Consider the following 25,486-nt stretch of genomic DNA (forward strand, 5'->3'; position numbering starts at 1 on the left):
CCGCGTGCCGTGGCCGACCTGGTGCGCAACGAGCACCCGCAGATCATCGCGATCGTGATGGCGCACCTGGAAACCGACCAGGCCGCCGACGCGCTCAAGCTGCTGCCCGACCGTACCCGGGTGGATGTGCTGCTGCGCATCGCCACCCTGGACGGCATTCCGCCGAACGCGCTCAACGAACTCAACGAGATCATGGAGCGCCAGTTCGCCGGCAACCAGAACCTGAAGTCGTCCAACATCGGCGGCGTCCAGTGCGCCGCCAACATCCTCAACTTCATGGACAGCGGCCAGGACCAGGCGATTCTCGGCGAGATCGCGCGCATCGACGCGCCGCTGTCCGGGCGCATCCAGGACCTGATGTTCGTGTTCGACGACCTGGTGGACCTGGAAGACCGCGAACTGCAGCTGGTGCTGCGTGAAGTCAGCGGCGAGCGCCTGGGCCTGGCCCTGCGCGGCGCCGACATCAAGGTGCGCGACAAGATCACCCGCAACATGTCCCAGCGTGCCGCCGAGATCCTGCTCGAAGACATGGAGGCCCGTGGCCCGGTGCGCCTGTCGGATGTGGAAACCGCGCAGCGCGAGATCCTGGCGATCGTCAAGCGCATGGCCGATGAAGGCACCGTCACCATCGGCGGCAACGCGGAGGCGATGCTGTGAACAACGCCGTGCGCTGGCTCGCCCCGGACCTGCTGGCGGTTCCCGAACCGCCGGTGGAGGAGACCGTCGAACTCACCGGGCCCGATCCGGAGCACGAACCGGAGCCGGTCCTGCAGCTGCCGACGCTGGAGGAGATCCAACAGATCCAGGACGAGGCCGAGAAGGACGGCTTCGAGCGCGGCCACGCCGACGGGCAGGCCCAGGGCCAGGCCGAAGTGCGCCGCCTGGCGGCGCAGATCGAAGGCATCCTCGACAACTTCAGCCGGCCGCTGGTGCGGCTGGAGAATGAAGTGGTGGCCGCGCTCGGCGAACTTGCGGTCCGCATTGCCGGCACGCTCGTCGGGCGTGCCTACGAGGCCGACCCGGCGCTGCTCGCGCAACTGGTCGGCGAAGCCATCGATGCGGTCGGCGGGGCCACGCGCGAGGTGGAAGTGCGCCTGCACCCGGACGATATCGCCGCCTTGACCCCGCTGCTGCAGCTGGCCCCGCACCAGCGCCTCAGCCCGGACCTCAGCCTGAGCCGCGGCGATCTGCGCGTCCATGCCGAGGCCGTGCGCATCGACGGCACCCTGGAAGCCCGCCTGCGCGGCGCGCTCGATGCGGTGATCCGCAAGGCTGGAGCCAGCGCATGAGTACCGACACCGTTCCCGCGCCCGCCGCCGAGTGGGCCGCCGCGCGCAACCTGCGGCTGGCCGCTCGGCTGGACGGCATCCAGCCCGATACCGCGCACGGGCGCGGCCTCATCCGCGAAGGCGTGCTGCGCCGCGCGGTGGGCCTGACCCTGGAAGCGGTGGGCTGCGAATCGCCGCTGGGCGCCAGCTGCAAGGTCGAAGTCATGGACGGCGGCTGGGTGGATGCCGAAGTGGTCGGCTTCGCCGGCGAACGTACCTATCTGATGCCCAGCGCCGAGCTGCACGGCCTGCTGCCGAATGCCCGCGTGATCCCTGCACTGGGACGGGGTGGCGTGGAAGTGGGCGAAGGCCTGCTCGGACGCGTCATCGACAGCGACGGCGTGCCGCTGGACGGCAAGGGCCCGATCCGTGCCGAAGGTACCGTGGGCATGGCCGGCGTCTCGATCAACCCGCTGGCGCGCGAGCCGATCACCCAGCCGCTGGACGTCGGCGTCCGCGCCATCAACGCGCTGCTGCCGATCGGCCGTGGCCAGCGCGTGGGTCTGTTCGCCGGCTCCGGCGTGGGCAAATCCACCCTGCTGGGCATGATGACCCGCTACACCGCCGCTGACGTGATCGTGGTTGGCCTGATCGGCGAGCGTGGCCGCGAAGTGCGCGACTTTGTCGAAACCACGCTTGGCGAAGAGGGGCTGCGCCGCGCCGTGGTCGTGGCCAGCCCGGCCGACCGGCCTCCGCTCGCCCGTCTGCACGGTGCCTACCGCGCCACCGCCATTGCCGAGTGGTTCCGCGACCAGGGCCTGAATGTCCTGCTGCTGATGGATTCACTGACCCGCTTCGCGCAGGCCCAGCGTGAGATCGGCCTGTCGGTCGGTGAGCCGCCGACCACGCGCGGCTACCCGCCGTCGGTGTTCGCCAAGCTGCCGGCCCTGGTCGAGCGCGCCGGCAATGGTGCCAAGGGGCGCGGCTCGATCACCGCGTTCTACACCGTGCTGACCGAAGGCGATGATCCGCAGGACCCGATCGCCGATGCGGCGCGTGCCATTCTCGACGGCCACATCCTGCTCTCGCGCCGCGTCGCCGACAGCGGTCTGTACCCGGCCATCGACGTGGAGTCCTCGGTCAGCCGCGTGGTCACGGAAATCGCCGATGAACCGTGGCGCCTGCGCATCCGCAAGCTCAAGCGTCTGATCTCGGCGTACTCGACCAACCGCGACCTGATCGCCATCGGCGCCTATCAGCGCGGCAACGACCCCGCTACCGACGAAGCACTGGAACGCTGGTCGGACATCGTTGAATTCCTCGGCCAGGACGTCGGCAAGGCAGCCGACCTGCCGCACAGCCAGGCCGCACTGAAGCGGCTGGTGGAACCAGAGACTTAAGCCATGATCCAGTCCAAGCGAATCGACCCCCTGCTCAAGCGCGCCCAGGACCACGAAGACGAGGTCGCCCGTGATCTGGCCGAGCGCCAGCGCATGCTCGACACCCATCTGTCGCGCCTGGACGAACTGCGTCGCTACGCCGAGGAATACGCCAGCGCCCAGATGGCGGCCACCAGTCCGGCCCAGCTGATGAACCGCCGCGCCTTCCTGGACCGCCTGGACAGCGCCGTCGCGCAGCAGCGCCAGACCGTGGACACCAACCGCGAGAAGGTCGAGGCCGAGCGCGCACGCCTGGTCCTGGCCAGCCGCGACAAGCAGGTGCTGGAACAGCTGGCCGCCAGCTACCGGGCGCAGGAAAAAGTGCTGACCGACCGCCGCGACCAGCGCGAGATGGATGACATCGGCGCGCGCCGCAGCCGCCAGGCGCAGCGCGGCGACGGCGACAACGGAGGCACGCCGTGACGCCCGCCTCCGTGCTCGGCGGAAGCCCCGCCACCGCCACCGCCGGCAAGAGCGGTGGCACCCCGCGCAGCGGGACCGGTGACGGTGACGCGCGCCGGGACTTTGACACCCTGCTCAAGAACGACGCGGGCAGCGCCAAGCGCGTCGGCGCCAGCGACGGCAAGCCCGCGCCAGCCACGCCGACGGCCGACGACGGACGCGGCACCGGCGCCGACCGCCCCACACGCGGCAGCCGCGAGACGACTCCCCCGACCGACGGCGACACCGCCAGCGAGGCGACCGCCAGCACCCCGTCGACGCCTGATGCGCAGGACAGCACCGACCCGGCTGACACCGCACCGTGGCCACCGCTCGGGCTGGCCGGCCTGGCGCTGGCCGGCGTCGAGCCGCAGCCCAGCGTCCCGCCGCCGACCACGACGGCCACAACCACCCTGCCCGGCGCCGTGGTGGCACCTGCAGCGGCAACGGGGGCCCCGACCGGCCCTCTCGCCGTGCCCGCCGATGCCGGCACCGGTCCAGCCGCGCTGCTGCTCCCGGTTGATGCCGAGCCGACCCCCGACGCGGAACTGTTGAAGACCGTTACCGATGCGATCACCGCCGCTGGCGACGGAGCCGATGCGCCGCCGACGCCCCTCCTGCACGCGCTGAACGCTGCGGCCGAGCTGAAGACCTCAGCCCCCGCGGCCCCCTTCACCGGGGCGCCGACGGCCACCCCCCACCTGGGCGGCGACGACTTCGAAGACGCTGTCAGCGCACGCATCGGCTGGCTGGCCGACCAGAAGATCGGTCACGCGCACATCAGGATCACCCCGGACGACCTGGGCCCGATCGACGTACGTCTGCACCTGGACGGCGACAAGGTGCATGCGTCCTTCACCAGTGCGCACGCCGACGTCCGCCACGCGCTGGAAAGCAGCCTGCCGCGCCTGCGCGAGATGCTCAACGAGCAGGGCTTCCAGCTGGGCAACGCCGACGTGGGCCAGCAGCAGACCGCCCAGGACGGCAAGGCGGGCGACGGTCGCTCCGGCCTCGCTGGCGACGACGGCGAACCGTCACTGGCGGACGCCACCGTTTCCCCGGCGCAGCTGATGCGCCAGCGTGGGCTGGTCGACGCCTACGCGTGAGGCGTATGCGTACCGGCCAACGGCCGGTGCGCACCCCCGTCAATTTTCCGGCAACCGCAGCCGGAGCCATTCAGGCACAGCGTTTGCATGTAGCCAGGAAGCAATCCAATGGAGCTTCCCCCCGTGGCCGCAGCCGCCGACAAAACCAAGAAATCCGCCGAAAAGGACAAGGCCGCCAAGCCGCGCAGTCCGCTTCTGATCACCGCCCTGGTTGCGGTGCTCGCCGCCGGTGCCGCCGGCGGTGGTGTGTGGTACTTCACCCAGTCCAAGCACGACGAAAAGCCGGCCAAGGCCACCGCCAGCAAGGGCGTGCCGGCCCCGGCGCAGTACTTCGGCCTGGAGCCGCCGTTCGTGGTCAACCTCAACGGGTCGTTCGACGGTCCGCGCTACCTGCAGGTGGAGGTGCAGCTGATGACCCGCGATCCGGCCGCGATGGAAGCGATCAAGGTTCACGCCCCGGCCATCCGCGCCAAGCTGCTGATGCTGTTCTCGCAGGTCGAGCCGGCGCAGATCGCCGACCGCGCCGGCAAGGAGCGCCTGCAGGCCGACTCGCTGGCCGAAGTGCAAAAGCTGCTCAAGGCCGAGACCGGGACCAAGGGCGTGGACGAACTGCTGTTCACCAGTTTCGTGACCCAGTAAGGGCATGCCATGAATGACCTGCTTTCCCAGGACGAGATCGATGCCCTGCTGCACGGCGTGGACTCCGGTGCGGTGGAAACCGATATCGACGCAGCGCCCCCCGGCGAGGCGCGCTCCTACGATTTCGCCAGCCAGGACCGCATCATCCGCGGTCGCATGCCGACCCTGGAGATGGTCAACGAGCGCTTCGCCCGCCTGTGGCGGATCGGCCTGTTCAACCTGATCCGGCGTTCCGCCGAGCTGTCGGTGCGCGGCATCGAGCTGATCAAATTCAACGATTACATGCACTCGCTCTACGTGCCGACCAATCTGAACCTGATCCGCTTCAAACCCCTGCGTGGTACCGGGCTGATCGTGTTCGAGCCGACCCTGGTGTTCGCCATCGTCGACAACTTCTTCGGCGGCGACGGGCGTTACCCGACCCGTATCGAAGGCCGCGAATTCACTGCCACGGAAATGCGGGTCATCCACCTGCTGCTCAAGCAGACCTTCGCCGACCTGCAGGAAGCATGGGCGCCGGTGATGGACGTCGAGCTGGAGTACATCAACTCCGAGATCAACCCGCACTTCGCCAACATCGTGACGCCGCGCGAGTACGTGGTGGTCTGCCGGCTGCACGTCGAACTCGATGGCGGCGGCGGCGACATCCACGTCACCCTGCCCTACTCGATGCTCGAACCGATCCGCGAGCTGCTCGACGCCGGCATCCAGAGCGACCGCAACGACCGCGATGCCAGCTGGGGCGTGATGCTGCGCGAACAGCTCAACATCGCCGAAGTCACCCTGTCCAGCGTGCTGGCCAGCAAGCGCATGAGCCTGCGCGAACTGACCCGCCTGAAGATCGGCGACATCCTCCCGATCGAGCTGCCGGCGCAGGTGCCGGTGTGCGTGGAGAACATCCCGGTGTTCACCGGCGAGTTCGGCATCGCCAACGGCAGCAACGCAGTGAAGATCACCGCCACCCACCCCCCGGGCGTCCGCCCGCGCGTTCCCGTAATCCAGGAAGACCCGCAATGAACGACATCGACACCAACGCGCCGGCACCGGCCCAGTTCACCAACCTGCAGTCCGACGAGATCCCCGGCAGCACCGACCTCAACCTGGATGTGATCCTCGATGTGCCGGTCACGCTGTCATTGGAAGTGGGTCGCGCGCGCCTGCCGATCCGCAACCTCCTGCAGCTCAACCAGGGCTCGGTGGTGGAACTGGAGCGTGGTGCCGGCGAGTCGCTGGACGTCTTCGTCAACGGCACCCTGATCGCCCACGGCGAAGTGGTGGTCATCAACGATCGCTTCGGCGTGCGCCTGACCGACGTGGTCAGCCCGAGCGAACGGATCCGGAGACTGCGTTGAGCGCCTGGGCGCTGATCGCCGCCGGCACCACCACCGCCAAGGTGGGCCAGCACGCCGCTGCCGCACCGAGCATGTTCGGTGCCGTGCTGGCGCTGCTGGCGGTGTTGGCCCTGATCGTCGGCCTGGGCTGGGTGCTCAGGCGCATGCCGGGCAGCGGCTTCCGCCCTGCCGAAGGCCTGCGCGTGGTGGCCAGCCTGACCGTCGGCGCCAAGGAGCGCGTGGTGGTCGTGGAGGTCAACGGCGAGCAGTTGCTGCTCGGCGTCACCGCCGGTGGCATCAACGCCCTGCACCGCCTGCCCGAACCGTTGCCGACGCCTGCCCCGGCGCGGCTGCCGGACTTCAAACACTTGCCGAATTTCGCGCAGATGCTGCAACAGCGGCTGCGCAAGGACTCCTGACATGCGTGGCCCTCGTAACCCCTGGACCCATTACCTGCCCCTGCTGATGCTGCTGGCGCTGTGCGCGCTGCCGGCACTGGCCTGGGCCGCCCCCGGCCTGCCCGGCACGCCGTCGCTGCCGGACGTGAACGTCGGCAAGATCGGCGGCCAGCCGGTGAGCCTGCCGCTGCAGACGCTGCTGCTGATGACGGCGATCACGCTGATTCCGTCGATGCTGCTGGTGTTGACCGCTTTCACCCGCATCATCATCGTGCTGGGTCTGCTGCGCCAGGCACTGGGCACCGGGCAGACCCCGTCGAACCAGGTGCTGCTCGGCCTGGCCCTGTTCCTGACTGCAATGGTGATGCTGCCGGTGTGGCAGAAGGCCTGGGGCAGTGGCATGGCGCCCTACCTCAACGGTGAGATCGACTTCCAGACCGCCTGGACGCTGACCACCCAGCCGCTGCGCGCCTTCATGCTGGCGCAGATCCGCGAGACCGACCTGATGACCTTCGCCGGCATGGCCGGCCACGGCACCTACGCCAGCCCGGATGCGATTCCGTTCCCGGTGCTGGTGGCCTCGTTCGTCACCAGCGAGCTGAAGACCGCCTTCGAGATCGGCTTCCTGATTTTCATTCCGTTCGTGATCATCGATCTGGTCGTGGCCAGCGTGCTGATGTCGATGGGCATGATGATGCTGTCGCCCATGCTGGTCTCGGCCCCGTTCAAGATCCTGCTGTTCGTGCTGGTCGACGGCTGGGTCCTGGTGGTCGGCACGCTTGCCGCCAGCTTCAACGCGGTCTGAGGTCGCCATGACGCCCGAACTTGCCCTTACCGAACTGCGCGGTGGCCTGATCACCGTGCTGTGGGTTGCCGGCCCGCTGCTGCTCACCGTGCTGATCGTCGGCGTGGTGGTCGGCGTGGTGCAGGCCGCCACCCAGCTCAACGAGCCCACTATCGCCTTCGTGGCCAAGGCCGCCGCGCTGACCGCCGTCCTGTTCGCGCTCGGCAGCCTGCTGATCGGCCACCTGGTGGAATACACCACGCTGCTGTTCCAGCGCATTCCCCACCTCATCGGCTAGGCAGGCACGCACGATGGATTCGGCCACTCAGATGGCTGCCGATGGCCTGCAGGCCTTCGGCATGATCGGCACCATCCTGTGGACCATGCTGCGCATCGGCGCGATGGTCATGGCGATGCCATTGATCGGTACCCGCGCGGTGCCGCAACGGGTGCGGGTGATGCTGGCCGGTGCGCTGGCCATCGCCCTGTCGCCGATGCTGCCGCCCGTGCCAGCCTGGACCGGGTTCGACGCCGCCACCGTATTGAGCATCGCGCGCGAACTGGCCATCGGCGTGTCGATCGGCTTCCTGCTGCGGCTGGTGTTCGAGGCCGGGGCGATGGCCGGCGAACTGGTCGCCCAAGGCACCGGCCTGGCGTTCGCGCAGATGAGCGATCCGCTGCGCGGCGGCAGCTCCGGCGTGATCGGACAATGGTTCTACCTGCTGTTCGGCCTGCTGTTCTTCACCTCCAACGGGCACCTCGCGCTGATCTCGCTGCTGATGGACAGTTACAAAGCCGTGCCGATCGGTGCCGAGCTGCCCAATGTCGATGCGTTTCTCAGTGCTGCCCCGACCTTTCTGCTGCAGGTGTTCCGCGGCGCGCTGACCCTGGCCCTGCCGCTCACCGTGGCGATGCTGGCGGTCAACCTGGCCTTCGGTGTGCTGGCCCGGGCGGCGCCGGCGCTCAACCCGATCCAGCTTGGCCTGCCGGTGGCCCTGCTGCTCGGCCTGTTCCTGCTGACCGTGCTGGCCGGTGAAATGGGCCCGCCGGTGCAGCGCCTGTTCGACGCCGCGTTCCAGGCTGCCGACGGCGTGACGCGCTGAGCCGGGTCGCGATGCACGTTCCGTCACGGATTCGTGCTGCGGCTCTTGCGAGACCCCCCGGGCATCGCGGTAGTCTTCACGGGTAGCGTTCGTTTCATCGGAGTCATGGGGAGACTGCCGGTGAGGGTGCCATTGCGCATCCTCGGTGATCACGGCGGTGTACGCCATGCCATCGCATTCGTGCAGGCCAGGGAGAGTCACCCATGCTCGTCGGCAGCTACGCCCCGTCCCTCGTACTGATCTCGCTCCTGGTCGCCGTGATGGCGTCCTTCACCGCGCTGGACATGGCCGCACGGGTCACCACCGCGCCGAGCCGGCGCCAGACCGCGCTCTGGCTCGCCGGCGGGGGATGTGCGATGGGGCTCGGCATCTGGTCGATGCACTTCATCGGCATGCTGGCCTTCCGCCTGCCCATCCCGCTGGGCTATGACATCGCCATCACCGGGACGTCGCTGCTGGCCGCGATCGCCTCTTCCGTATTCGCCCTGTGGCTGGTCTCGCTGCCCACCCTGCCGCACACGCGGCTGGCACTGGGGGCCCTGCTGATGGGCATCGGCATTGCCTCGATGCACTACCTGGGCATGGCCGCGATGCGCATGCAGCCGGGGATCGTGTACGACCCGGCCTGGTTCGTGGCCTCGGTGCTGATCGCCGTGGCCGCCTCCTGGACCGCCCTGTTCGTGGCCTTCCGCCTGCGCGGCAGCCAACGCCGCCTGCGCGACCGGCTGGCGCCGGCGGTTCTGCTCGGCACCGCCATCGTGGGCATGCATTACACCGGCATGGCAGCCGCGCGATTTCCCGCCGGCAGCATCTGCGGCGCGGCCGGTCGGGACGGGCTGCAGACGCAGTGGCTGGCGGCGATCGTGCTGGTACTCACCATCTCGATCCTGACCATCGTGCTGGTGGTGTCCTGGCTGGACCAGCGCATGCAGTCGCACCTGCTGCGGGTGCGCAACTCGGACCTGCGCACCTCCCTTTACGACGCCCAGGCCGAACTGACCCAGGCCGCCCTCCACGATCCGCTCACCCGCCTGCCCAACCGGCTGCTGCTCCAGCAGCACATCGAGCAGTCGCTGAGCCGGGCCGAGCGCAACGGCACCCGGTTTGCCGTGATGTTCATGGATCTGGACGGATTCAAGCAGGTGAACGATGCGTATGGCCACCAGACCGGCGACGCCCTGCTGGTCGCCGTGGCCGAGCGCACCCGCCAGCTGCTGCGCCCCGATGACGTGCTCGCACGGTTGGGCGGCGACGAGTTCGTGCTGGTGGTCGGCATCGACAACGGCGAGGACATCGCCGCCCTGGCCAGCCGCATCATCCAGACCATCGGCCGCGAGCCGCTGCTGCCCGACCACGAGCTGCAGGTCACCGCCAGCATCGGCATCGCCATCTGCCCCGATCATGCCGCCAGCGAGCGGCAGCTGATGGCCTTCGCCGACGCGGCGATGTACCAGGCCAAGGAAGCCGGCCGCAATGCGCAGGTGCTGTTTTCTGACTGGATGAACGACAGCGCCGAGCAGCAGTTCCAGCTGCTCGCCGATCTGCGCCGGGCGATCGGCACCGACCAGCTGTTCCTGCATTACCAGCCCAAGACCCGCGTGGCGGCCCACACCGTCTGTGGCGCCGAGGCCCTGATCCGCTGGCGCCACCCGCAGCACGGACTGGTGCCCACCGAACGTTTCATCCGGCTCGCCGAACGCAGCGGCGTGATCAACGAGATCGGCCGCTGGGCGCTGGACGAAGCCTGCCGGCAGCTGCGCGAGTGGCACGACGCCGGCCACGACAGCTGGACCGTGTCGGTCAACCTGTCGCCGGTCCAGTTCAGCTCGCCGGACCTGCTGCACGACGTGCGGCGCGTGCTGCAGACCCATCGCATGGACCCGCGCCGGCTGATCCTGGAGATCACCGAGAACACCGTCATGCGCGACACGGAAGCCAGCCTGCGCCTGCTGCAGTCACTGGCCACGCTGGGGGTCGGCATCTCCATCGACGATTTCGGTACCGGCTATTCCAGCCTGCTGTACCTCAAGCGGCTGCCGGCCAGCGAGATCAAGATCGACCATGCGTTCGTGCGCGACCTGGAGAACAGTTCGGAGGATGTGGTGATCGTCTCGGCGATCGTCGCCCTGGGCCATGCGCTGGACATGGACATTGTCGCCGAAGGCGTGGAGACCACCGGCCAGCGCGCGTATCTGGAACGGCTGGGCTGCGATTACCTGCAGGGCTATCTGCTCGGCCGGCCGGTGGATGCCCAGCGCTTCATGCAGCTGCATGACCATCCGCGGCCGCGGGTCGAGGTGGCTCCGGACTGGAGCACGGACGAGGGCCTCTCGCCTCCGGGCCACCCGGCCGGCTGAGCGGGCCCGGCCGGGTCACTCCAGCAGCGTCGCGTCGGTGACATCCAGCAGCCCCAGCTGCGCCATCCGCGCTTCCACCTCGTGGATCTGCCGCAGGTGCGCCCTGTTGCGCAGGTCCAGGCAGCCGTCCACGGCCACGATGATCGTGCCGCAGCCCGTGACCACATGGACGGCGGCAGCTTCGGGGAGGTAACGATGCGGAACCAGTTCGGGGACAAACCCCATCCAGCCGAGCCAGCGGCGATGGGGGAACAGGCGATGGTCGAGCGCGTACGTGTCGTATCCCTCTTCATTCTTACGCCACGCGTACACATCCGCCGCGATGAACGACGTACCCAGCGTCTCGGCCAGGGCCGCGATACAGCCGCGGACGACGACGGGCGCCAGACGTTCGCCGAATGCTCCCACGGGATCCTTGATGTCCAGCTCCAGGCGACCGCACCACGGCGTATAGCTGATGATCGTGCGACCGGCCTTCGCCCAGTCCGCATCGGTACGGGCATTTCTCAGACTCGCTTCGGCACCCCCAGCCGTGGGCAGCGTTGGGTAGGAATGCGCATCCTCAGCCGCGTTCCGCTCGATTCGTCTCTTGAACCTGCTTGCATCGGCAAGCTCGACTGCACCAGGGTCGCCCCGGCGTGGAGGCTCCACCCACGCCCGAAGAAGCGGGTGGACAGAGGAGAGGCTATCGGCGAGAGCGCTCATGCGCTCGTACACCTCGGTCGCGCTCAGCGCCTCCTCCCGTATCACGGCATTGATTGTGCTTCTGAACATTGCGCTCATGGTGAGTATCTGCAGATGGCTGCCAATGCGTCGAACGCTTTCTGCGCCGTCTTGAAACACCCTGGTTCCAGAAAGTGCCATTCCAGTCTGCCGGGAGGACCCAACGCGACAACTTGCGCGTACTGGGTTCTGGACTGTCTGAGCCAGCTGTCGAGGATCGAGGGCGTACGACGCGCCGCCCATGCATGAAGCTGTCCTTCTCCGTCGAAAAACTGCTGGTAATGCCCCTTCGCCTCGATCACCGTACAGCGCGATCGCCAGAACCCGTCGAAGCGGATCGCGCCGTGCCGCCATTCGGTGATCGTGATTGCGGTCCTGGACGTCGGCATCCTGGCCAGCACCCGGTCCATCGTCCCGTTGGACGCGCAGCGCTTCATGCAGCTCCATGTCCATCCGCGGCCACGGGTGGAAGTAGCACCGGAGTGGAGCGCGGACGCAGACCTCTCCCCACCCGGCCGGGTCACTCGAGCAGTGTCGCGTCGGTGAGATCCAGCAGCCCCAGCTGCGCCATCCGCGCTTCCACCTCGTGCACCTGGCGCAGGTGCGCCTTGTTGCGCAGGTCCAGGCAGCCTTCTACGGACACGATGATCGTGCGGCAGCCTTTCACCACGTGGACCGAGGCAGCTTCAGGGATGTACCGGTGCGGAACCAGTTCGGGGACGAACCCCATCCAGCCTAGCCAGCGGCGATGGGGAAACAGGCGGTGGTGCTGGACGTAAGTGTCGAAACCCTCTCCATCAGGGAGAGCGCATGTCACGTCGGTAGCAATGTGAAGGACACCCAACACCTCTGCAAGGGCCGCCACGACGCTGCGCACCATCTGCAGCGTGCCATCACGTCCGAACGCTTCCACAGGCTGATACAGGGAGATCGTACAGACGCCAAACCAGGGCCTGAGCGCAATCTCCACACGGCCGGGGGACAACCATGCAGCGGGGGTGTGTGCTGTCGTGATGACACCCTCGACCGTGCTGGGCAATGTGCCGTAGTCAACGCGATCGGCGTCTGCGTAGCGCTGCATCCTCTCCATGAACCCGCGCGGATTGGAAAGTGGCATCAGACCGCGATCCGGCGCTCGAGGCAGGGAGACCCACGCTGACGGGGGCGGAAACACGCCCTGCAGCTTTTCGAGCATGCGCACGAGGCAATCATGCACAGCCTCGGACGTCATCGAACGTTCGGGGAGAATGGCCTCGACGAGCACACTTCTCATCGTCATGGGGAGTACCGGCAAGCGGATGACAACGGCCCAAATGCCTTGGAGGCTGCTTCATAGCAAAGGCGCTGCAGAAAATGCCACTCCAGCTTTGCGGGAGCACCTTGTCGATGGACATGCAGCGACTGGGCGCTCAATTGACGCATCCAGCTTTCAACTACATTCGGCGACCTGAATCTGGCCCAGCCTTGCAGTTCTCCGTCACTCTCAAAGAACTGCTGGTAGTGCCCCTTCGCCTCAACCACCGTGCACCGCGAACGCCAGAATCCATCAAACCGGATCGCGCCGTGCAGCCATTCGGTGATCGTGATTTCGTTCTTGGACTTAGGCATCCTGGCCAGTAGCCGGTCCATCGTCGTTCCGCCGTACGTGTAGTCGAAGCGTTCCGGTGCCGCGTAACGGTTGGCGAGGCGGCACTGGTAGTCGAAATCACGGAACTGCCTGTACGGAATGATGTAGTTGGCCGGCGTCAGATAGCCCTGCGCCAGCTTGCACGTCGTGCAGGCGTTCTGATTGCTGGTCTGCGCGCAGTCGGTATCGCGCGCCTGCACCGACGGCTCCACTACGGTATCGGTACCGATACCCACGGCGCGCTGGATGTCCGCCCAGACCTGGCCGATGCTCGGCCCGGTGGGCACCTCGCGGGTCGGGTCCCAGCCGCCGGGATGAGCCGGGGGCGGCGGCGGAAGTGGCAGGGGCAAGGGAAGTGCACCCATCAACGCTCCTTTCGGTGGGACAGGTGTGGCGAGGCAAGCAACGCGAGCAGGTCGGCAGCCGTCACGTTGGGCTGGTCGGTGCTGTTGAACCACACGCCGGTCACGGCGTGGTCGCGCAGCGTGCGTGCCCAGGCCACGTCCGCTTTCACCCAGCGCACCAGCGTGGGCAGATGGGTGATGCGCAGTGCACGCACCGCGTGCCGGTAGCTGTCGTGCACGGTCGCCCGCAATGCATCGTCGGCGACAGCGAACGTGGCGTCAGGGTAATCGTGGCGGACTTCGGCCGCCATCGCGGGCGCCCAGTCCGCTGCATCGGGCAGGCTCAGCGCGGCGTACTGTCCTGCAGAGAGCTGCAGCGGGCCGGTGCCCGACGGTTCGGTTTCCGGGTCCGCCCGCACCGTGACGGGGCGCCCCTGCAGGGTCGTCTCCCACACTCGCACGGGGCCGAGCAGGTCGCGCTGCTGAGCCGGGGTCAACACGTCTCCATAGCGCCGCCAAGCACGCGGGCAGTAGAAGCGCATCAACGCACGCTGGCCATCCGGGAGGCGCAGTTCGAGGCGTGCCTGCAGGTGATCGAACAACGCCTCGAACCCGCCCGCCGCCCAGACCCGGGTGACGCCGGCCGCCGTGCCGCCCAGCGTCACCCGCCAGCGTTCCACCGGCTGCTGGAGCGCGCCCCGCGGCAGCGCGATCAGCCAAGGGGCCGCGTCGGCATGCGTGGCCTCGGGACGGTCGGTGAACAGGCATCGCGCGACCACCCCCGCACTGGCGACGTAGTGGCGCAGGTCGCCGATGCGCCCCGGTGACGCGGCACAGTCAACCAGGGCGTAGTCCTGCAACGCACTCATTCCAGGCGCACCATCGGCGTGCCGGACCGTGCGGCGTCCATCAGGCTCTCCAGACAGACCGGCGGCGCACTGGACGCGGCTGCCGGCGCGCAGATAACTGCCGGTCCCGCGACGTCTTCCTTCGCCGGCGCGGGCGCCGCCTCCACGTACACCAAACGCTGCACGGTCGAGCGCAGTTGGCAGCCACACGCAAGCAGATCCCCGTCCAGCGCGACAGTCTGGCCATCCACGCGCAGGGTCGGATCTCCACCGACGATGGCGAACGCGCCCCCGTGCAGCGGACAGGTGGCGTAGTCGCCCACGCGCGCCACTGCAGCGCCCTCGATATCGGTGAACGGCGAGCCGGTGATCACCCGGCCGCACCTGCTGGTGGTGTCACCAACAACGATCCAGTAGCTGCGCATGGCCCTCTCCTGTGCCTTCCCTGGGGCCAGGACTGTCCCCCGCTCAGCGCCGGCGTCGCCATCGGAATCGACCGAATCTGCCGGCGCGCCCGATGCTCCCCTGTGACACGGGCGATGGCGGGCAGGCGGCCTGCCCCGCCGGATGTCGCGACTGCCCTGCCCCGCGGCCTGCCCCCGCCCTGGCCGGCGTCGAAACGAAACGGAACGGATCTTGCACGCACTTGGAAGAATCCTCCCCCGTGTCGTGCCCCGATGTCCGAGAACGAACAAGCCGGCGAAAAAACCGAACAACCGACCGAGAAACGGCTGCGCGACGCCCGCGAGCAGGGCAACATCCCGCGCTCGCGCGAGCTGGCCACGGCCGCGGTGTTCGGCGCCGGTGTACTGGCGCTGATGGCCTTCTCCGGCGGCATTTCACGCAACGCGCAGGCCTGGATGAAGCAGGCGCTGAGCCCCGAACCCGGTCTCCGCCAGAACCCGATGGCCCTGTTCGGCCATTTCGGCGAGAGCCTGGCCCAGCTGCTGCTGGCGCTGTGGCCGCTGGTGGTGGTGTGCCTGCTGGCCAGCTTCCTGTCACCGGTGGTGATGGGCGGCCTGCGCTGGTCCAACAAATCCCTGATGCCCGATGTGAAGCGGCTCAGCCCGATGGCCGGGATGAAGCGCCTGTACGGCCCCGAGGCGATCGCCGAGTTCACCAAGTCGCTGCTGCGCATCGCGTTTGTCGGCACGGCGGCCGGACTGGTGGTCTGGGGGGGTATCCAGCCGTTGCGCGCCCTGCTCCACCAGCCGCTGGAAGCGGCGATGGTGCATGGGCTTGGCTTCACCCTGAAGCTGATGCTGGCCACCGGCGGCGCGATGCTGCTGCTCGCGGCGATCGATGCGCCGTACCAGCGCTGGAACTGGATGCGCAAGCTGAAGATGACCCGGGAAGAGCTGCGCCGGGAAATGAAGGAGAGCGAGGGCAGCCCCGAGGTGAAGGGCCGCATCCGCCAGCTGCAGCAGCAGATGTCCAACCGACGGATGATGGAAGCGGTGCCTACCGCTGACGTGGTGGTGGTCAACCCGACCCACTACGCCGTGGCCCTGAAGTACGACGGCGGCAGGATGGGCGCCCCTACCGTGGTGGCCCTGGGGGTGGATGAAACCGCCTTGCGCATCCGCGAAGTGGCCGACGGCAACAAGGTCGCCATTGTCTCCGCGCCGCCTTTGGCACGCGCCTTGTATCGGGAAGGCCAACTCGGCAAGGAAATCCCCGTGAGACTGTATTCGGCCGTCGCCCAGGTCCTGTCCTACGTCTACCAGCTGCGCAGCTGGCGTTCCGGCCCGATGCCGGCCTCGCCGCGCATCGACATTGAAGAATTCACCAACGGAGCCCGCCCGTGAGCGCCCAGCCTGCAGGAATGAACGTGCGCAAGGCGCTGGATATGATCCGCCACGGGCTTGGTGCCCCGCTGATCGTGCTGGCGTTGCTGGCAATGGTGGTGGTGCCGCTGGCACCGCCGGTCCTGGATGCCCTGTTCACCTTCAACATCGCCATCTCGCTGATGGTGCTGCTGGCGGTGGTCTATGTGAAGCGGCCGCTCGACTTCACCATCTTCCCGATCGTGCTGCTGATCACCACCATGCTGCGCCTGGCGCTGAACGTGGCCTCCACCCGCGTGATCCTGCTCAATGGCCAGAACGGCCACGAGGCGGCCGGCAAGGTGATCGCCGCGTTCGGCGAGTTCGTGATCGGCGGCAACTACGCGGTGGGCATCGTGGTGTTCGCGATCCTGACCATCATCAATTTCGTGGTGATCACCAAGGGCGCCGGACGCGTCTCGGAAGTGACCGCGCGCTTCATCCTCGATGCCATGCCCGGCAAGCAGATGGCCATCGACGCCGACCTCAACGCCGGTTTGCTGACGCGTGAGGAGGCCAAGGCCCGTCGTGAGGAAGTCCGTGAGGAGGCCGACTTCTACGGTGCGATGGACGGCGCCAGCAAGTTCATCCGCGGCGACGCCATCGCCGGCATCCTGATCCTGTTCATCAACATGCTCGGCGGCCTGGCCGTAGGCGTGTTGCAGCACGGCATGCCCTTTGGCGAATCCGCGGCCACCTACACGCTGCTGTCCATCGGCGACGGCCTGGTGGCGCAGCTGCCGGCACTGCTGGTGTCCTCGGCGGTGGCGATGCTGGTCACCCGCGCCTCGCGGTCGCAGGACATGAGCCAGGCGATGATGGGCCAGGTGTTCGGCCAGCATCGCGCGCTCACCATCGCCGCGGCCATCCTCGGCGTGGTCGGGCTGGTCCCGGGAATGCCCAACGTCGCCTTCTTGACGCTGGCCGCCATCCTCGGCTTCATCGCCTGGAAGCTCTGGAAGAAAAGCACCGCGGCTGCCCGCGCCGCTGAAACCGCAAGCGCCGGCCGCCCCGATGCACCGGGCCTGCCCGGCGCCACGCCCTCGCCCACCGCCGAGCTGACCTGGGACGAACTGCGTCCGGTCGATCCGCTGGGCCTGGAAGTGGGCTACCGGCTGATCCCGCTGGTGGACAAGAACCAGGGCGGCGAGCTGATGGCACGGATCAAGGGCGTGCGCCGCAAACTCACCCATGACATCGGCTTCCTGATCCCTTCGGTCCACATCCGCGACAACCTGGAGCTGCCGGCCACCGGCTACCGCCTGCTCATCCACGGCGTGCCGGTAGCGACGGCGGAAATCCACCCGGACCGCGAGCTCGCCCTGGACCCGGGCAGCGCGCTCGGCGCGCTGGACGGCATCGCCGGCAAGGACCCCGCGTTCGGCCTGGACGCCACCTGGATCCAGCCGCATCAGCGCGCCCATGCCGAGTCGATGGGCTACACCGTGGTCGACCCCGCCACCGTGGTGGCGACCCACCTGTCGCACCTGATCCGCGAGCACGCCCCGGAACTGCTGGGCCACGAGGAAGTGCAGCAGCTGCTGGCCAACCTCGGCAAGAGCGCCCCCAAGCTGGTGGAGGACCTCACGCCCAAGTCGCTGCCGCTGTCGGCGGTGGTGCGGGTGCTGCAGAACCTGCTGATCGAGCGCATTCCGATCCGCCAGCTGCGCAAGATCGTCGAAGCGCTGGTGGAGAACGCGCCCAACAGCCAGGACCCGTCGGTGCTGACCGCCGCCGTGCGCAACGCGCTGGGCCGCTTCATTGTGCAGGAGATCGCCGGCATGTCGGCGGAGCTGCCGGTGTTCACCCTCAACCCGCAACTGGAACGCGTCTTGCAGGAGTCCACGCAGGGCAACGGCGCCGCGCTGGAACCCGGACTCGCCGAGCGACTGCACCAGAGCCTGGCCGACTGTGTCGGCAAGCAGGAAGCGAAGAACGAGCCCGCAGTTGTGCTGGTACCCGGCCCGGTACGTGCCGCGCTGGCACGGCTGGTACGCCACAGCGTCCCCTCGCTGTCGGTACTGGCCTACAGCGAGGTGCCGGAGGATAAACGGTTGAAGCTGGTCGGCACGATCAGTTGAGCCGGTACTCCGACGGCAACGCGCCAGAAAACAGACACCCCCACTTTTGACATCACCGCAGCAGGACACAGAGGGAAACCCGGACCGTGCAGACCACCGACAACCAGCGCTTCCCTTCCACCACCCCGCCGCCCCAGTCCCGGTACCACAGCATGAAAATCAAACGCTTCGTCGCCTCCGATATGCGCTCGGCCATGAACCTGGTGCGCAAGGAACACGGTCCTGACGCGGTGATCCTGTCCAACCGCCGGATCGAGGAAGGCGTGGAGATCGTGGCTGCGGCCAACTATGACGAAGGCGCCGTGCAGCGCGCCCTGGAAGCCTCGCGCAAGGATGTCGCGCCGCCGCCGGTGCCGCGCCCGCGCAGCGCCGCCGATGCGGTGATCGCCGCCGTCACGCGCCGCAAGGCCCCGGTCGTCGCCCCCGAACCGGTCGCGGCCACCACCTCGGCCGTGGCCGCCCTGGCGCGCGCGGCCGTTGGCGCCACCGGCCGCACGCTGGATACCGCCAACGAAAACGTGCCCCCGCCGGGCAGCGCCGGCTTTGCCGCCACGCTGTCGCGGGCCAGTGTGGCCACCCCCGTCAATGAACCGTCGCTGCCGGAGCAGATCTTCGCGCCGTTCAATGTCGAACAGGCGGCGGCTGCTGCGCCCGCGCCGATCGCGGCCCCGGCCGCACCGGCGGCCGCGCCGATCAACCGCGCGCGCTTCGTGATCGACCCGCCGATGGACGATGCCCCGCACATCCAGATGTATGCACCGCCGGCCCAGGCGCCGGTGACGATGCCGCCGCTGCCGGTCGCCGCCGTGGCCGCGCCGGTGTCGGCGGTCCTGGACCCCGTGCCGGTGGCGCAACCGCCGGCACTGCCGGTCGCGGTCGCCGCTGCTGCAGCCGACATCGCGGCCGATGCGGTTGCGCGCCCCGCACCGGAACTGACCGTGGTGCCCCGGGACGACGAGGAAATCCGCCAGCTGCGTCACGAAGTGGCCGGCATGCGCCATGTGATCGAGCGCGAAATGCATCGCTTCACCGACGAGCGTCTGCGTGGCTCGCCGGTCCGAGCGGCCGCGTTGGACCTGATGGAGGAGTACGGCTTCGATGCCGGCATCAGCCGCGACGTGGCCCTGCAGATCCCGCTGGATACCGAAGCCCATCGCGGCCGCGGGCTGATGCTGGGCCTGCTGTCCAAGAAGCTGCCGATCGCCCCGGTCGATCCGCTTGACGCCGGTGGTGTGATCGCCCTGGTCGGCCCGACCGGTGCCGGCAAAACCACCACCATTGCAAAGCTGGCCTCGCGCTTCGCCGAGAAGCACGCCGCACGCGACGTGGCCCTGGTCACCACCGACACCGGCCGCATCGGCGCCCGCGAGCAGCTCTACGGGTTTGGCCGCCAGCTTGGCATCGCCGTGCATGAAGCCAACAGCGGCACCGATCTGAGCCAGCTGCTGGAGCGCCTGCAGGACTACAAGCTGGTTCTGATCGACACCGCCGGCCTTGGTCCGCGCGACCGTGCCCTCGCCGCGCAGCTGCAGTGGCTGCGGGCCGCCGACCGCATCCGCACCCTGCTGGTGCTGCCGGCCAATACCAGCTTCGGCGACATGGACGAAGTGGTCCGCCGCTTCAGCGCTGCCAACCCGCAGGGCGTGGTGCTGAGCAAGCTGGACGAGACCGGCCGCTTCGGCACCGCCCTGTCCGTGGCGGTAGACCACTGCCTGCCGATCACCTGGGTGACCGACGGCCAGGACGTCCCGGAGGACCTGCACCGCGCCAGTGCGGCCAATCTCGTCCTTCGCCTTGAAGATTTGCGCCGCGCGGCCGATATGCCCTGCAACCCGGAGTTCAACCATGCCGTCGCGTGAGTACGCCAAGCTGACCAAGACCTTCCCGTTGTCGGCTACCCGCAGCCAACCGCTGGGCCCTGTCCGCACCATCGCCGTCACCGGCGGCAAGGGCGGCGTGGGCAAGACGAACGTTTCGGCCAACCTGGCCGTAGCGCTCGCGGACATGGGCAAACGCACGCTGCTGCTGGACGCCGACCTCGGCCTGGCCAACATCGATGTGATCCTCGGCCTGCAGCCGAAGGTGACCCTGGCCGACCTCGTCGCCGGGCGCTGCACGCTGGAGGAAGTGATCATGGAGGGCCCGGGCGGCGTGCTGGTGGTGCCGGCCGCGTCCGGTCGCCGCCACATGGCCGAACTGCAGCCGGCCGAACACGTGGGCCTGGTCAACGTGTTCTCCGAGCTGGAGCGCGAGCTGGACATCATGGTGGTGGACACCGCCGCCGGCATCACCGATGGCGTGCTCACCTTCTGCCAGGCCGCACAGGACACCGTGGTGGTGGTCTGTGACGAGCCGGCCTCGATCACCGACGCCTACGCACTGATCAAGGTGCTCTCCCGCGAGCGCGGCGTGGACCGCATCCAGGTGGTGGCCAACATGGTGCGCGACCCCAACGAAGGCCGCGTGCTCTACGAGAAGCTGACCCGGGTCTGCGAGAAGTTCCTCGCCGACGTGTCGCTCAACTACCTCGGCTGCGTTCCGCAGGACGACTGGCTGCGCCTGTCGGTGCAGCGCCAGCAGCCGGTGGTCAAGGCCTACCCGTCCAGTCCGTCGGCGCTGGCGATCACCGAGATCGCCCGCCGGACCGCCCGCTGGCAGGCCCCGACCGAGCCGCGCGGCGGCGTCGAGTTCTTCCTGGAACGCATCCTCAAACAACGCGGGGTGGCCGCATGAAAGGCGCCGCACAGTACAAAGAGGTCCAACGTACCGCCGCCAACGAGTGCATCGCCCAGCATTCGGACCTGGTGCGGCGCATCGCCCACCACCTGGCCGCGCGCCTGCCGGCGAGCGTGGAAGTGGATGACCTGATCCAGGCCGGCATGATGGGCCTGATCGAGGCCTCGCGCAGCTACGACGCCGACCAGGGCGCCTCGTTCGAGACCTACGCGTCGATCCGCATCCGCGGGTCGATGATCGATGAGATCCGTCGTGGCGACTGGGTGCCGCGATCGGTGCACCGCCGTGCACGCGATGCGGCCGCCACCATCCGCCGCCTGGAGCAGAGCACCGGCCGTGCCGCCAGCGCCACCGAAGTGGCCAACGCGATGGACATGCCGCTGCCGGAATACCTGCGACTGATGGAAGACGCCGCACGCGGCCAGGTACTGAGCCTGGAATCGCGGATCGAGGACCAGGGCGAGCTGGATACCGTCGCCCAGGGCGGCCCGACCCCGCAGCAGGTCCTGGAGCGCGGCGAGTTCGGCCGTGAGCTGGGCAATGCGATCGGCCTGCTCCCCGAGCGCGAACAACTGGTGCTGTCGCTGTACTACGAACAGGAATTGAACCTGAAAGAAATCGGCGCGGTGCTCGGGGTGAGTGAATCCCGGGTGTGCCAGATCCACGGCCAGGCGGTATTGCGCCTGCGCGGCCGACTGAAGATCTTCGAGGCGGCCGACGCCGGCCTCGAAAACCCTTGAAATCGAGGAAAGTGCTTTGAACAAGAACATGCGTATCCTGATCGTCGACGATTTTTCGACCATGCGTCGTATCGTCAAGAACCTGCTGGGCGATCTGGGCTTCACCAATACGGCCGAAGCCGAGGACGGGCATGCCGCGCTGGCACTGTTGCAGAGCCAGCCGTTCGACTTCGTGGTCACCGACTGGAACATGCCGGTGATGACCGGCATCGACCTGCTCAAGGCGATCCGTGCCGACGCCAAGCTGAAAACCCTGCCGGTGCTGATGGTGACGGCTGAAGCCAAGCGCGAGCAGATCATCGAAGCGGCCCAGTCCGGCGTCAACGGCTACATCATCAAGCCGTTCACCGCACAGACGCTGGAAGAGAAGCTCGGCAAGATCTTCGAACGCCTGGCAGCGAGCGCCTGATGGAAACCCTCAGCGACAAATCGGCGCTGGTGCAGCGCCTGCAGGACGCCCTGGCCGCGCTGGAAGGCGGCGACGAGGCCGGCTGGCGCCGGGAAATCGACGCGCTGGCGGCCCTGCGCACGCAGCCGATGATGGCCGGCCTGAACCGGCTCGCCCGCGAGCTCGGCCAGGCACTGGGCGAACTGCCCAGCCTGCCCAGCGAAGCCGGCGAACTGGACGACGCCTGCGCGCGCCTGGACCACGTGGTGGCGATGACCGAACAGGCCACCCACCGCACCCTGGACCTGGCCGAAGAATGCCGCGCGTTGACCGAACAACTGCGCGCCAACGGGCTCAGCCCGGACCAGGACCTGCAGCTGGACCGCATCCGCCACAACCTCACCGAGATCGCCCTGACCCAGAGCTACCAGGATCTGACCGGGCAGATCATCCGCCGCGTGGTCGGCATCGTGCGCCGCGTGCACGAAGGCTTCGGCGCGCTCGGCCTGCCGCCGCAGGAAGACGACGCGCGCCGGCGCGACACCGGCCTGGCCGGCCCGGCCGTCACGGGCCTGGACCGCCACCAGGTTTCCCAGGTCGACGCTGACGACCTGCTCTCCGATTTGGGGTTGTAAGACGATGAGTGCTGTTCCGGACGACATTGCCGCCGATTTCATTCTCGAGGCCCAGGAGATCCTGGATCGCCTCGGCGAACAGCTGGTGTCGCTGGAGCAGTCGCCCCAGGATACGGATCAGCTCAACGCCGTGTTCCGCGGCTTCCACACCCTCAAGGGCGGTGCCGGCTTTCTCGGCATCCAGGCGATGGTGGAGCTGTGCCACGCCGCCGAGGAGACCCTCGGCATGGCCCGTTCCGGCCAGGCCACCCTGCAGGCGCACCACTTCGACGCCGGCCAGCAGTCGCTGGACTACCTGCAGTCGATGCTGGACTCGGTCTCGGCCGGCACCGAGCCGGGGTACGCCCCGCCGGAGCTGATCGCCCAGTTCGATGTCAACGGCCCGGCCACGCCCGCACCGGTGGCGGCCCCGGCGGCCAATGGTGAGCTGATCACCGAGGACGAGTTCGAGGCCCTGCTGGACCAGCTGCATGGCGGCGCGGCGCCGACGGCGGTGGCCAAGGCCGCCGATGGCCTGATCGGCGAAGACGAGTTCGAAGCACTGCTCGACCAGCTGCATGGCGGCGCCGCCCCCGGTGCCCAGCCCGTGGCCGCCGTCGCCGCACCGGCCCCGCGTGCACCCGCCGCCCCGGCCCCCGCCGCCGCGAAGCCAGCCGCCAACAAGCCGGTCGCCGAAGCCGAGCATACGGTGCGCGTGGACACCAAGCGCCTGGATGCCATCGTCAACCTGATCGGCGAACTGGTGCTCTCGCGCAACCGTCTCAAGACCCTGCGCGCCCGCCTGCACGATGAAGAGCTGGACCGCGCCGTCTCCACCTTGGACATCGCCACCGCGCGCCTGCAGTCGGCGGTGATGCGCACCCGCATGCAGCCGGTGGGCAAGGTGTTCTCGCGCTTCCCCAAGGTGGCCCGCGACGTTGCCCGCTCGCTCAAGAAGGAAGTGGACCTGGAACTAATCGGTGCCGAGACCGAACTGGACCGCAACCTGGTGGAGGCCTTGGCCGACCCGCTGGTGCATCTGGTACGCAATGCGATCGACCACGGCGTGGAAATGCCCGATCTGCGCGAAGCGCAGGGCAAGCCGCGCGGCGGCCACGTCCGGCTGTCGGCCCAGCAGGAAGGCGACTACGTCAGCATCGAAGTGCAGGACGACGGTGCCGGTATCGATCCCGAGCGCCTGCGCGCCAAGGCCCGTGAAAAGGGGCTGATCGACCCCGAAGCGGCCGCCCGCCTGACCAGCGAGGAATGCCTGCACCTGGTGTTCCTGCCAGGCTTCTCCACCAAGCAGCAAGTCACCGACATCTCCGGCCGCGGCGTCGGCATGGACGTGGTCCAGTCGCGCATCCGCGAGCTGAGCGGCCAGATCCAGATCCAGTCCGAGCTTGGGCGCGGCAGCCGCTTCATGATCCGCGTGCCGCTGACCCTGGCGATCCTGCCCACCCTGCTGGTGCAGGCCGGCGAGGACGTCTACGCGCTGCCACTGGCACGCGTGATGGAAGTGCTGCACGCCCCGAACACCTCGCTGGGCTGGTTCGACGGCCGCGCGGTGCTGGACCGCAAGTCGCATACCCTGCCACTGGTGGACCTGCGCCATTGGCTGGAGGTCGACCCGGTGCCCTCGCCCCTGCTCACCATCGTTGTGCTGCAGGCCGGTGAAGCCCGCTTCGGGCTGGTGGTGGACCAGGTGCGGGGCCGCGAGGAAGTGGTGATCAAGCCGCTGCCCAAGGCATTGCGCGGTCTGCGCGGCTACGCCGGGGCCACCCTGATCGGTGACGGCCGCATGTCGCTAATCCTCGACGTGGACGGCCTGCGCTGACCACCGGTAGCGCCGGGCGCTGCCCGGCGGCTTTCCCCCTCCAAAAGTGTGACCGCCGCATCACCCTGTTCCGTCGGCGTCTCAAGTCCCATTCACACAAGCCGATACCGGACTCATGGATAGACTCAGCCTCATTGGACTTTTTCTCGCCCTGGCCTCACTGGTCGGCGGCAGCATCCTCAAAGGCGCGGGGCTGGCCTCGCTGTGGTCGCCGGCCGCCTTTGTGATCGTGATCGTGGGCACCCTCGCCGCGATCCTGCTGCACACCTCGCCGGCCGTGTTCAAGCATGCCTTCAAGATCGTGCGCTGGGTCGTGCGCCCGCCGAGCAGCGACCGCCGCGAGCTCATCCAGCAGATCGTCGAGTGGAGCAACATTGCCCGCCGCCAGGGCCTGCTGGGCCTGGAAGCCCAGGTTGAAGCCCAGGACGATCCGTTCCTGCGCAAGGGGCTGCAGCTGCTGGTGGACGGCGTGGAGCCGGAAACCATCCGCCACATGATGGAAATCGAACTGGGCAGCCAGGAGAGCCAGGACCTGGCCGCCTCCAAGGTGTTCGAGGGCATGGGCATCTACGCACCCACCCTGGGCATCATCGGCGCCGTACTGGGCCTGATCGCGGTGATGAAGAATCTTGCCGACCCCAGCAAGCTGGGCCACGGCATCGCGGCGGCGTTCACCGCCACCATCTACGGCATCGCCTCGGCGAACCTGCTGTTCCTGCCGGTGTCGGCCAAGCTCAAGAGCGTGATCCACCACAACAGCCGCGACCGCGAGATGATCATCGAAGGCCTGATCTCGATCGCGCAGGGCGAAAACCCGCGCAACATCGAAACCAACCTGTCCGGCTTCCTGCACTGA

28 protein-coding genes are annotated in these 25,486 nt (G+C 68.2%); 22 read left to right on the forward strand and 6 right to left on the reverse strand.

Features of this window, described 5'->3' with window-relative positions:
* From fliG to ACPEH1_RS13105, 13 genes are all read left to right on the forward strand, one after another.
* Positions 1 to 657: flagellar motor switch protein FliG (gene fliG, locus ACPEH1_RS13045; RefSeq protein WP_423715896.1), on the forward strand; the 657-nt coding region annotated here is incomplete at its 5' end.
* A complete protein-coding gene (locus tag ACPEH1_RS13050; RefSeq protein WP_017354519.1) occupies positions 654 to 1,289 on the forward strand; it encodes a FliH/SctL family protein in 636 nt (211 codons plus the stop codon). The genes fliG and ACPEH1_RS13050, both read left to right, overlap by 4 nt.
* Positions 1,286 to 2,668: a FliI/YscN family ATPase gene (locus ACPEH1_RS13055; protein ID WP_423715897.1), complete on the forward strand. Its 1,383-nt coding sequence runs from the start codon at positions 1,286 to 1,288 to the stop codon at positions 2,666 to 2,668. Before ACPEH1_RS13050 ends, ACPEH1_RS13055 begins: the two co-directional genes overlap by 4 nt.
* 3 nt (positions 2,669 to 2,671) lie before the next feature.
* Positions 2,672 to 3,130 (forward strand): flagellar export protein FliJ, encoded by a 459-nt coding sequence (gene fliJ / locus ACPEH1_RS13060; protein ID WP_136004070.1) that lies wholly within the window; start codon positions 2,672 to 2,674, stop codon positions 3,128 to 3,130.
* Positions 3,127 to 4,254: a flagellar hook-length control protein FliK gene (locus ACPEH1_RS13065; protein ID WP_287255035.1), complete on the forward strand. Its 1,128-nt coding sequence runs from the start codon at positions 3,127 to 3,129 to the stop codon at positions 4,252 to 4,254. Before fliJ ends, ACPEH1_RS13065 begins: the two co-directional genes overlap by 4 nt.
* Before the next feature lie 108 nt (positions 4,255 to 4,362).
* Positions 4,363 to 4,893 carry a flagellar basal body-associated FliL family protein gene (locus tag ACPEH1_RS13070; RefSeq protein ID WP_017356078.1) on the forward strand — a complete coding sequence of 177 codons (531 nt, stop codon included), beginning with the start codon at positions 4,363 to 4,365 and terminating at the stop codon, positions 4,891 to 4,893.
* 9 nt (positions 4,894 to 4,902) lie between these two features.
* Entirely contained in the window at positions 4,903 to 5,910 is a 1,008-nt protein-coding gene (fliM, locus tag ACPEH1_RS13075) for a flagellar motor switch protein FliM (RefSeq protein ID WP_017356079.1), read from the forward strand.
* Positions 5,907 to 6,245 (forward strand): flagellar motor switch protein FliN, encoded by a 339-nt coding sequence (fliN, locus tag ACPEH1_RS13080; RefSeq protein WP_136004066.1) that lies wholly within the window; start codon positions 5,907 to 5,909, stop codon positions 6,243 to 6,245. Before fliM ends, fliN begins: the two co-directional genes overlap by 4 nt.
* 11 nt (positions 6,246 to 6,256) lie before the next feature.
* On the forward strand, positions 6,257 to 6,643 hold the full coding sequence (gene fliO / locus ACPEH1_RS13085) for a flagellar biosynthetic protein FliO (protein ID WP_026070776.1): 387 nt from the start codon (positions 6,257 to 6,259) through the stop codon (positions 6,641 to 6,643).
* 1 nt (position 6,644) lies between these two features.
* A complete protein-coding gene (gene fliP / locus ACPEH1_RS13090) occupies positions 6,645 to 7,427 on the forward strand; it encodes a flagellar type III secretion system pore protein FliP (protein ID WP_287255042.1) in 783 nt (260 codons plus the stop codon).
* 7 nt (positions 7,428 to 7,434) lie between these two features.
* The gene (locus ACPEH1_RS13095; RefSeq protein ID WP_017356083.1) at positions 7,435 to 7,704 is read left to right on the forward strand and encodes a flagellar biosynthetic protein FliQ; all 270 of its coding nucleotides are present in this window, start codon (positions 7,435 to 7,437) and stop codon (positions 7,702 to 7,704) included.
* 13 nt (positions 7,705 to 7,717) lie between these two features.
* Complete coding sequence (fliR, locus tag ACPEH1_RS13100; protein ID WP_423715898.1) at positions 7,718 to 8,509, forward strand: flagellar biosynthetic protein FliR; 792 nt, start codon at positions 7,718 to 7,720, stop codon at positions 8,507 to 8,509.
* 203 nt (positions 8,510 to 8,712) lie between these two features.
* A complete protein-coding gene (locus ACPEH1_RS13105; RefSeq protein WP_423715899.1) occupies positions 8,713 to 10,866 on the forward strand; it encodes a putative bifunctional diguanylate cyclase/phosphodiesterase in 2,154 nt (717 codons plus the stop codon).
* Between the two features lie 15 nt (positions 10,867 to 10,881).
* On the opposite strand, the gene ACPEH1_RS13110 is transcribed toward ACPEH1_RS13105, so the two are convergent.
* The 6 genes from ACPEH1_RS13110 to ACPEH1_RS13135 all read right to left on the reverse strand — a co-directional run bounded on the left by ACPEH1_RS13110 (position 10,882) and on the right by ACPEH1_RS13135 (position 14,833).
* Complete coding sequence (locus ACPEH1_RS13110) at positions 10,882 to 11,649, reverse strand: hypothetical protein (RefSeq protein WP_423715900.1); 768 nt, start codon at positions 11,647 to 11,649, stop codon at positions 10,882 to 10,884.
* On the reverse strand, positions 11,646 to 12,026 hold the full coding sequence (locus ACPEH1_RS13115) for a Tox-REase-5 domain-containing protein (RefSeq protein ID WP_423715901.1): 381 nt from the start codon (positions 12,024 to 12,026) through the stop codon (positions 11,646 to 11,648). Before ACPEH1_RS13115 ends, ACPEH1_RS13110 begins: the two co-directional genes overlap by 4 nt.
* 83 nt (positions 12,027 to 12,109) lie before the next feature.
* A complete protein-coding gene (locus ACPEH1_RS13120) occupies positions 12,110 to 12,868 on the reverse strand; it encodes a hypothetical protein (RefSeq protein ID WP_423715902.1) in 759 nt (252 codons plus the stop codon).
* A complete protein-coding gene (locus ACPEH1_RS13125) occupies positions 12,865 to 13,581 on the reverse strand; it encodes a Tox-REase-5 domain-containing protein (protein ID WP_423715903.1) in 717 nt (238 codons plus the stop codon). Before ACPEH1_RS13125 ends, ACPEH1_RS13120 begins: the two co-directional genes overlap by 4 nt.
* Entirely contained in the window at positions 13,581 to 14,429 is an 849-nt protein-coding gene (locus ACPEH1_RS13130) for a DUF4123 domain-containing protein (RefSeq protein WP_423715904.1), read from the reverse strand. The genes ACPEH1_RS13125 and ACPEH1_RS13130 overlap by 1 nt, the downstream gene beginning before the upstream one ends.
* Positions 14,426 to 14,833 carry a PAAR domain-containing protein gene (locus ACPEH1_RS13135; protein ID WP_423715905.1) on the reverse strand — a complete coding sequence of 136 codons (408 nt, stop codon included), beginning with the start codon at positions 14,831 to 14,833 and terminating at the stop codon, positions 14,426 to 14,428. The genes ACPEH1_RS13130 and ACPEH1_RS13135 overlap by 4 nt, the downstream gene beginning before the upstream one ends.
* Before the next feature lie 252 nt (positions 14,834 to 15,085).
* On the opposite strand from ACPEH1_RS13135, the gene flhB reads away from it, so the two are divergent.
* The 9 genes from flhB to ACPEH1_RS13180 all read left to right on the forward strand — a co-directional run bounded on the left by flhB (position 15,086) and on the right by ACPEH1_RS13180 (position 25,486).
* Complete coding sequence (flhB, locus tag ACPEH1_RS13140; RefSeq protein WP_017356089.1) at positions 15,086 to 16,216, forward strand: flagellar biosynthesis protein FlhB; 1,131 nt, start codon at positions 15,086 to 15,088, stop codon at positions 16,214 to 16,216.
* A gap of 17 nt (positions 16,217 to 16,233) precedes the next feature.
* Positions 16,234 to 18,315 (forward strand): flagellar biosynthesis protein FlhA, encoded by a 2,082-nt coding sequence (flhA, locus tag ACPEH1_RS13145; protein WP_166473660.1) that lies wholly within the window; start codon positions 16,234 to 16,236, stop codon positions 18,313 to 18,315.
* Between the two features lie 152 nt (positions 18,316 to 18,467).
* Positions 18,468 to 20,174, forward strand: a complete 1,707-nt coding sequence (locus tag ACPEH1_RS13150) for an AAA family ATPase (protein ID WP_166472949.1) — start codon at positions 18,468 to 18,470, stop codon at positions 20,172 to 20,174.
* Positions 20,161 to 21,048: a MinD/ParA family ATP-binding protein gene (locus tag ACPEH1_RS13155; RefSeq protein ID WP_017357463.1), complete on the forward strand. Its 888-nt coding sequence runs from the start codon at positions 20,161 to 20,163 to the stop codon at positions 21,046 to 21,048. Before ACPEH1_RS13150 ends, ACPEH1_RS13155 begins: the two co-directional genes overlap by 14 nt.
* The gene (locus ACPEH1_RS13160) at positions 21,045 to 21,791 is read left to right on the forward strand and encodes an RNA polymerase sigma factor FliA (RefSeq protein WP_017357462.1); all 747 of its coding nucleotides are present in this window, start codon (positions 21,045 to 21,047) and stop codon (positions 21,789 to 21,791) included. The genes ACPEH1_RS13155 and ACPEH1_RS13160 overlap by 4 nt, the downstream gene beginning before the upstream one ends.
* A gap of 16 nt (positions 21,792 to 21,807) precedes the next feature.
* Positions 21,808 to 22,200 (forward strand): chemotaxis response regulator CheY, encoded by a 393-nt coding sequence (gene cheY / locus ACPEH1_RS13165; protein ID WP_017357461.1) that lies wholly within the window; start codon positions 21,808 to 21,810, stop codon positions 22,198 to 22,200.
* Positions 22,200 to 22,814: a protein phosphatase CheZ gene (locus ACPEH1_RS13170; RefSeq protein WP_017357460.1), complete on the forward strand. Its 615-nt coding sequence runs from the start codon at positions 22,200 to 22,202 to the stop codon at positions 22,812 to 22,814. The genes cheY and ACPEH1_RS13170 overlap by 1 nt, the downstream gene beginning before the upstream one ends.
* A gap of 4 nt (positions 22,815 to 22,818) precedes the next feature.
* On the forward strand, positions 22,819 to 24,630 hold the full coding sequence (locus tag ACPEH1_RS13175) for a chemotaxis protein CheA (RefSeq protein WP_017357459.1): 1,812 nt from the start codon (positions 22,819 to 22,821) through the stop codon (positions 24,628 to 24,630).
* Positions 24,631 to 24,745: 115 nt separating this feature from the next.
* Positions 24,746 to 25,486, forward strand: coding sequence for a flagellar motor protein (locus ACPEH1_RS13180; RefSeq protein WP_017357458.1), 741 nt, complete (start codon positions 24,746 to 24,748; stop codon positions 25,484 to 25,486).

The organism is Stenotrophomonas sp. NPDC077421 (assembly GCF_049545505.1).
Classification (GTDB): Bacteria; Pseudomonadota; Gammaproteobacteria; order Xanthomonadales; family Xanthomonadaceae; genus Stenotrophomonas; species Stenotrophomonas nematodicola.